This window comes from Streptomyces sp. NPDC008086 (genome assembly GCF_042957325.1).
Taxonomy (GTDB): Bacteria; Actinomycetota; Actinomycetes; order Streptomycetales; family Streptomycetaceae; genus Streptomyces.
The window spans coordinates 922,910-929,916 of the sequence record NZ_JBIBIA010000002.1 but is presented as its reverse complement, the minus strand read 5'-3'; the positions used below and the strand labels follow the sequence as shown (position 1 = coordinate 929,916).

Genomic DNA, 7,007 nt, shown 5'->3' with positions numbered 1-7,007 from the left:
CTTTTCCGATCCGATTTCCTCGGTGCTTTCCAGGTTCCCGCTTCCGCGTTTCCCTTTCCGGCGATTCCGACTCTATCAGATCCTTTCGGGCCTGATCCCCAGTCAGCGGGGCTTGTCTTCGCGGCCGTTGGGCCGTTCCGACGTCTCAAACCTTAGCGGATCCTCTCGGCGATTCCCAATCGGGCCGGCGAGCCCCAATTCGAATTGAATTCGGGCATACCGAAATCAACCCCGTGGGGAGATCGTGCTGGTGGTTTGGTTTGCCGCTTTCGCGGCGGGAGGTGCTGTCGCAGAACCGTTACGGCTCGGCGGCAACCCGAAGAACTCTACGGACCTGGGAGGGGGCTGTCAAGAACCCCTTGTCAAGATCTTTTCCGGCGGTGCTGCGGCCTGGTCAGTCCAGGTCGCTGAGGCGTCCGCCGGCGTCCGGCTGGGCGTCCTCCACCCTACGGAGCAGGCGGGTGAGGACCTCGCCGAGGGTGGTGCGCTCCTCGGCTGAGAGGTCCTGGAGCAGGTCCTCCTCGAAGACCGACGCGAGCCGCATCGCCTCCAGCCACTTCTCCCGGCCCTCGCCGGTGAGCTCGACGATGACGCGGACGCGGTTGGACTCGTCGCGCTCCCGGGTGACCAGGCCCTCGGCGACCATGCGGTCGATCCGGTGGGTCATGGCGGCCGGGGTGAGGCCGAGGCGCTTGGCGAGGTCGCTGGGGCCCATCCGGTACGGGGCGCCGGAGAGGACCAGGGCCTTGAGGACCTCCCACTCGGCGTTGCTGATGCCGAGGGCCGCGGTCTGGCGGCCGTAGGCGACGTTCATCCGGCGGTTCAGGCGGGACAGTGCCGAGACGACCTTCTCCACCTGGGGGTCGAGGCCCTGGAACTCGCGCTGGTAGGCGGCGATCTGTTCTTCGAGTGTCGGTTCGCCGATGTCGCGGGTGTCGCCCATGGGCCGAGTATGGCATGGCCCTGCTTGGCCTTGAAGTCCTTGGATGTGTACTCTTTAGCTTCGAACTTTAGCTTTGAAGTCTTCAGATCTGCATCGAGAGAGGTGAACGTGACCAGGGCGATGGGCGCAGCGATGCGCCGGATTCACGTGGGCAACGCACTCAGCGCGTTCGGGCTCGGCTTCACCGTCCCCTACCTGTACGTCTATGTGGCGCAGGTCCGGGGGCTGGGGGCCATGACGGCGGGGCTCGTCCTCGCCGTCTTCGCCGTCGCGGCGCTGGTCGTACTGCCGTTCGCCGGACGGGCCATCGTCCGGCGGGGCCCGCTGCCGGTGCTGCTCGCCGCCCTGGTCACTGCCGCGCTCGGGGCGCTGAGCCTGGGGCTCGCGGGGAGTGCGGCGACCGTACTGCTGTCGGCGGCGGCGCTCGGGGCGGGGCAGGCCGTGATGCAGCCGGCGCTGGCGACGATGATCGTGGACTGCTCCACTGCGGAGACCCGGTCTCGGGCGTTCGCGATGCAGTTCTTTCTGCAGAACCTGGGGCTGGGGGTCGGCGGGCTGATCGGTGGGCATCTCGTCGACGCGACCAGCGTTTCGTCCTTCACCCTGTTGTTCGCCATCGAGGCCGCGGTGTTCCTGCTGCTCGTGGTCGTGATGGTGACGGTGCGGATGCCGAGTGCGCCGCGGATCGGTGGGGCGCCGGGGGTCGGGGCCGGGAAGGGGAGCTGGAAGCAGTTGCTCCGGAACCGGGCGATGGTGCAGCTGTCCGTGCTGGGGTTCGTGCTGTTCTTCGCTTGCTACGGGCAGTTCGAGTCGGGGTTGAGCGCTTACGGCGTGGAGGCTGCCGGGGTTTCCACGTCCGCGCTGGGGACCGCGTTGGCTGCCAACACCGCGATGATCGTGGTGGCGCAGTTCGCCGTGTTGAAGTTCGTCGAGCGGCGGAGGCGGTCGCGGGTGATCGCGGCTGTGGGGTTGATCTGGGCCGTGGCGTGGGTTGCCGCGGGGTATGCGGGGCTGGGGCACGGGAGCCAGGAGATGGCTACGGCGGCCTTTGTCTCCACGTATGCGTTGTTCGGGCTGGGTGAGGCGATGTTGTCGCCGACGGTCGCGCCGCTGGTGGCGGATCTTGCGCCTGAGGGGATGGCTGGGCAGTACAACTCCGCGTTTGCCCTGGTGAAGCAGCTTGCGTTGGCTTTGGGGCCGGCTGTGGGTGGGCCCATGGGGGCGGCGTTGCATGGGCCGTATGTGGTGACGTTTCTGTTGTTCTCGTTGGGGATCAGCTGGCTTGCGGTGCGGTTGGGGCGTGAGCTGACTGCTGTGCAGGATCAGCCGTGGTTGGGGAAGAGTCGGGTGGTGGCGCAGGGGGCTGTGGCCGCTTCGGGGCCGTCTCGGGCGCACGCCTGAGTTTCTCGCCCCGCCGCCCCTACCCGCCCCGTCGACCCCGCCAGGGGGCTCTGCCCCCTGGACCCCCGCTCCTCAAACGCCGGAGGGGCTGAAGCCAGCCGTGGCCGTCTTGGGTAGGGCGAACTCGCACCACACCGCCTTGCCGCCGCCTGGGGTTCTTCGGGAGCCCCAGGCTGAGGAGATGGAGGCGACGATGGCGATGCCTCGGCCGGATTCGTCGGCCGGGTCTGCTCGGCGGCGGCGGGGGAGGTGGTCGTCGCCGTCCGTGACCTCGATGATCAGGCGGCGGTCGGTGCGGCGGAGGCGGAGGCGCATCGGTGGGGTGCCGTGTTGCAGGGAGTTGGCGACCAGTTCGCTGGCGGCCAGGACGCCCAGGTCGTGGAGGTCGGTCGGGAAGCGCCAGCTGGTGAGGACGCCGGAGGCGAAGGCTCGCGCGCGGGGGGCTGCCTCGATGCCGCCGAGGAGTTCCAGGGCGGCGTTGCGGAAGAGGTCGCTGTCGGGGCCGGTGCGGGCGGGGTGCTGGAGGACCAGGACCGCCACGTCGTCGTCGTGGTCGGCTGTGACGCCGGCCGAGCGGACCAGGCGGTCGCAGATGACCTGGGGGGTGCCGGTCGCGCCGGCCAGGGCGCGTTCCAGGGAGGCGATTCCCTCGTCCAGGTCCTCGTCGCGGCGTTCCACCAGGCCGTCGGTGTAGAGGACCGCCGTGGAGCCGGGGCTCAGGGCAATCGAGCCGGAGGCGTGCATCCAGCCGCCGGTGCCGAGGGGCGGGCCGGTGGGTTCGTCGGCGCGTTGGACGTCGCCGTTCTCGTCGCGGACGAGGATGGGGAGGTGGCCGGCGGAGGCATAGACCAGGCGGCCCTCGTTCGGGTCGTGGATGGCGTAGACGCAGGTGGCGATCTGGTTGGCGTCGATCTCCGTGGCCAGGCCGTCCAGGAGCTGGAGGACCTCGTGCGGGGGGAGGTCCAGGCGGGCGTAGGCCCTGACCGCTGTGCGGAGCTGGCCCATCACCGCGGCTGCCCGTACTCCTCTGCCCATGACGTCGCCGATCACGAGCGCTGTGCGGCCGCCGCCCAGGGTGATCACGTCGTACCAGTCGCCGCCGACCGCGGCTTCCGTGCCGCCGGGGTGGTAGGTGGCGGCGATGCGCAGGTCGTCCGGTTCTTCGAGCTCCTGGGGGAGGAGGGAGCGCTGGAGGGTGACGGCCGTCTCGCGTTGGCGGCGTTCGCTGGCGCGGAGGCGTTCGGCGGCCTCGGCGTGGTCGGTGACGTCCGTGGCGAAGACGAGGACGCCGCCGTCGCCCTCCGCGACGGGGGTGCAGGTGAACGTGTAGGAGCGGCCGTCGGGGGCCTTGCGGGACTTCAGGGTGCGGGGCTTGCCGCTGCGCAGGACCTGGTCGAGGAGGGGGAGCAGGCCCAGTTCGGCCAGTTCGGGCAGGGCCTCGCGGGCCGGTTCGCCCGGGGGGCGTACGCCGAAGGCGGTCACGTACGCGTCGTTGACGTAGGCCAGCCGGTGGTCGGTGCCGTGGACCAGGGCGACCAGGGCCGGGACCCGGTCCAGGACCTCGCGGACCGGGAGTTCGTCCACGGCGGGGATCGGCCTGGTCTCGTCGGCGAGGTGTTGCGCGCGGGCCGCGGGGACGGCGCCCGGGCTCTCTCCTCTGCGGTCCTGGGTGACCGCCGCAGCGGGTTCGGTCCGCGCTGCGGCGCGGCGCTGCGTTCCGGGGAGCCGGGCGCTCCAGCGCGTGAAGTTCACGAATCCTTGCCTCGTGTCGTCGTCTTCGGCCAGCTCCGGACCCGGCCTCGGGCCTGAGGGGTGGCACCAGCACCCCCGGGTTGCAGCACTGTGGGGAGAGCCTTGTGGGTCGTGGGGCGGGCGGGTGCCCGTCCAGGGTCGGGATCGGTTCGGGATCAGTCTGGCAGGGCGGCCGAGCAGGCCGACACCCGTCAGACGCCTGCCCCGTCGGCGGAGTTCCTGGGTCCGGTCAGGACGACCCCTTCGGGTCGTCTTCCGGCTTGAGGTGATGCTTTCCACCGGCCGCGAGTTCGAACTCCGCTCGGGGATGTTCGAGTGAACCGAGGGAGACGACCTCCCGCTTGAAGAGCCCCGAAAGGGTCCATTCGGCCAGGACACGGGCCTTGCGGTTGAAGGTCGGCACCCTGCTGAGGTGGTAGACGCGGTGCATGAACCAGGCAGCGTAGCCCTTGAGCTTGCGTCCGTAGACCTGTGCGACACCCTTGTGGAAGCCGAGGGAGGCGACCGACCCGGCGTACTTGTGGGCGTATGTCTCCAGGGGTTCGCCGCGCAGGGCGTGGACGATGTTGTCGCCGAGGACCTTCGCCTGGCGCAGGGCGTGCTGGGCGTTGGGGGCGCACTCCTTGCCGGGTTCGTCCGCGGTGACGTCGGGGACGGCTGCGGCGTCTCCCGCGGCCCACGCGTGCGTGGTGCCCTCGATCGTCAGCTCGGGGGTGCACCTCAGCCTGCCGCGCTCATTGAGTGGCAGGTCGGTCGCGGCGAGGATCGGGTGCGGCTTGACGCCGGCAGTCCAGACGACCGTCCGGGTCGGGAAGCGGGCGCCGTCGCTGAGGACGGCGACGCGGTCGGCGCAGGACTCCAGGCGGGTGTGCAGACGTACGTCGATGTTGCGGCGGCGCAGTTCGGTGACGGTGTAGCGGCCCATGTCCTCGCCGACCTCGGGCAGGATGCGGTCCGAGGCCTCGACGAGGATCCACTTCATGTCCTCGGGGCGGACGTTGTGGTAGTAGCGCGTGGCGTAGCGGGCCATGTCCTCGAGTTCGCCGAGTGCCTCCACACCCGCGTAGCCGCCGCCGACGAAGACGAAGGTGAGGGCCGCGTCGCGGATCGCGGGGTCGCGGGTGGAGGAGGCGATGTCCATCTGCTCGATGACGTGGTTGCGCAGGCCGATGGCCTCCTCGACGGTCTTGAAGCCGATGCCGTGGTCGGCGAGGCCGGGGACGGGGAGGGTGCGCGCGATGGAGCCGGGGGCGAGGACGAGCTCGTCGTAGGAGAGCTGTTCGCTGCCCGTGCCCTCCTCCTCGGAGGCGAGGGTGGTCAGGGTCGCCGTGCGCTTGGCGTGGTCGATGGCGGTGGCCTCGCCGATGATGACCCGGCACCGGGGCAGGACGCGGCGCAGCGGTACGACGACATGGCGCGGGGAGATCGAGCCGGCGGCCGCTTCGGGGAGGAATGGCTGATAGGTCATGTACGGGTCGGGAGTGACCACCGTGATCTCGGCTTCGCCCCGGCCCAGTTCCTGTTTCAGTCTCCGCTGGAGACGCAGGGCCGTGTACATCCCGACGTAGCCGCCGCCGACAACGAGAATGCGCGCACGTTCCTTCACCATCCCATGACGCACCCGGCGCTTGCGTTTGTCCACAGGCTCGACAATTTGTGTGACCGGAGGCCGTCGACGGCGCGGTTTGGCCGAATTGCCGGAGTGTGCGGAAACTCCGCAGGTCAATGGGTGTGCGCCGGGGGATCGCAGGTGGCGCAATCAGGGCGTAAACGCCTCGTACTCCGATCGAGGGGCGCTCCGTGCGGAACCTCCCCCTTCTGAATTGACTCCCTCTCAACTATGTTCGTGTGTCGACGGGGTGTAGGGGGATGCGCTCATCGGGTCCGTGAGTCACACAGGGCGGGCCTGTTTGTCCGGGCTTGTTCCGTGACGCTCCGGCTTTGCAATGACGGGGAGAGTCTCCGGGGGGAGACGTCATTACCGGGGGATCGCTTATGCATGTTCAGGATTCACGTTGGTCTTCCGCCTCCGCCCTCGCCACGGGCGGCGGGGCGGTGGGCGGCCCGATCGGCGCGGCCGCGGGCAACGGACGCGGGGACGCCTCGCGTACGACGCCGCTGCGCGTGGACGCACAGCGCAATCTGGAGCACGTGCTGCGCGCGGCGCGCGAGGTCTTCGGCGAGCTGGGGTACGGCGCGCCCATGGAGGACGTGGCGCGGCGCGCGCGGGTCGGCGTCGGCACGGTGTACCGGCGCTTCCCGAGCAAGGACGTCCTGGTCCGGCGGATAGCCGAGGAGGAGACGTCCCGGCTGACCGACCAGGCACGTGCCGCGCTCGGCCAGGAGGACGAGCCGTGGTCGGCGCTCTCGCGTTTCCTGCGCACCTCGGTGGCCTCGGGCGCGGGCCGGCTGCTGCCGCCGCAGGTGCTGCGGGTCGGCGTCGAGGACGGCGTCGTACCCGACGAGGCCCGGGTGCCGCAGCAGCGGGTGCAGCCGGGCACCGGTGAGCTGCGGCTGGTGCCCGAGTCCTCGGCGGGCACGGTCGACGCGGTGGACGACGCGGGCGCGGCGGCGCTGCTCGACGTCGTGGGCCAGCTCGTGGAGCGGGCGCGCGCGGCGGGTGAGCTGCGGGCCGACGTCTCGGTGTCGGACGTCCTGCTGGTGATCGCCACGGCGGCGCCCTCGCTGCCCGACGCGGCGCAGCAGGCGGCGGCCTCGGCGCGGTTGCTCGACATCCTGCTGGAGGGGTTGCGGTCGCGCCCCCAGGCGTGACCCGGCCCAGGCGTGACCCGGCCCGGGTGAGGCCGTGCCGTCGACAGGCGAGTGATGCGATGGGGTGACGGCGAGGCGGGGTGCTGGACCGGCCCTCGCCTCGAACACCGTCACCGAACGTGCCGGGCAGGCCGCGCCG

At 70.6% G+C, this 7,007-nt stretch carries 5 protein-coding genes; 2 read left to right on the top strand and 3 right to left on the bottom strand.

The annotated features are described in order from the left end of the window. Positions 1-394: 394 nt before the first annotated feature. A complete protein-coding gene (locus ACFZBP_RS10210; RefSeq protein WP_383459550.1) occupies positions 395-943 on the bottom strand; it encodes a MarR family winged helix-turn-helix transcriptional regulator in 549 nt (182 codons plus the stop codon). 108 nt (positions 944-1,051) lie between these two features. Here ACFZBP_RS10210 and ACFZBP_RS10205 point away from each other — a divergent pair, with 108 nt between their 5' ends. After that, a complete protein-coding gene (locus ACFZBP_RS10205) occupies positions 1,052-2,344 on the top strand; it encodes an MFS transporter (protein WP_391411566.1) in 1,293 nt (430 codons plus the stop codon). A 72-nt stretch (positions 2,345-2,416) separates the two neighbouring features. Here ACFZBP_RS10205 and ACFZBP_RS10200 read toward each other — a convergent pair whose 3' ends face one another. Together ACFZBP_RS10200 and ACFZBP_RS10195 are read right to left on the bottom strand one after the other, a co-directional pair. Continuing rightward, on the bottom strand, positions 2,417-4,096 hold the full coding sequence (locus ACFZBP_RS10200; RefSeq protein WP_391411564.1) for a SpoIIE family protein phosphatase: 1,680 nt from the start codon (positions 4,094-4,096) through the stop codon (positions 2,417-2,419). 229 nt (positions 4,097-4,325) lie between these two features. Continuing rightward, positions 4,326-5,705, bottom strand: coding sequence for an FAD-dependent oxidoreductase (locus ACFZBP_RS10195; RefSeq protein ID WP_391411562.1), 1,380 nt, complete (start codon positions 5,703-5,705; stop codon positions 4,326-4,328). Between the two features lie 386 nt (positions 5,706-6,091). On the opposite strand from ACFZBP_RS10195, the gene ACFZBP_RS10190 reads away from it, so the two are divergent. Continuing rightward, the gene (locus ACFZBP_RS10190; protein WP_391411561.1) at positions 6,092-6,868 is read left to right on the top strand and encodes a TetR family transcriptional regulator; all 777 of its coding nucleotides are present in this window, start codon (positions 6,092-6,094) and stop codon (positions 6,866-6,868) included. Positions 6,869-7,007 lie beyond the last annotated feature (139 nt).

Excerpts from the sequence above, each read along its gene's own strand:
- ACFZBP_RS10210 (WP_383459550.1), bottom strand. The coding sequence starts at position 943 with ATGGGCGACACCCGCGACATCGGCGAACCGACACTCGAAGAACAGATC.
- ACFZBP_RS10195 (WP_391411562.1), bottom strand. The coding sequence starts at position 5,705 with ATGGTGAAGGAACGTGCGCGCATTCTCGTTGTCGGCGGCGGCTACGTC.
- ACFZBP_RS10190 (WP_391411561.1), top strand. The coding sequence starts at position 6,092 with ATGCATGTTCAGGATTCACGTTGGTCTTCCGCCTCCGCCCTCGCCACG.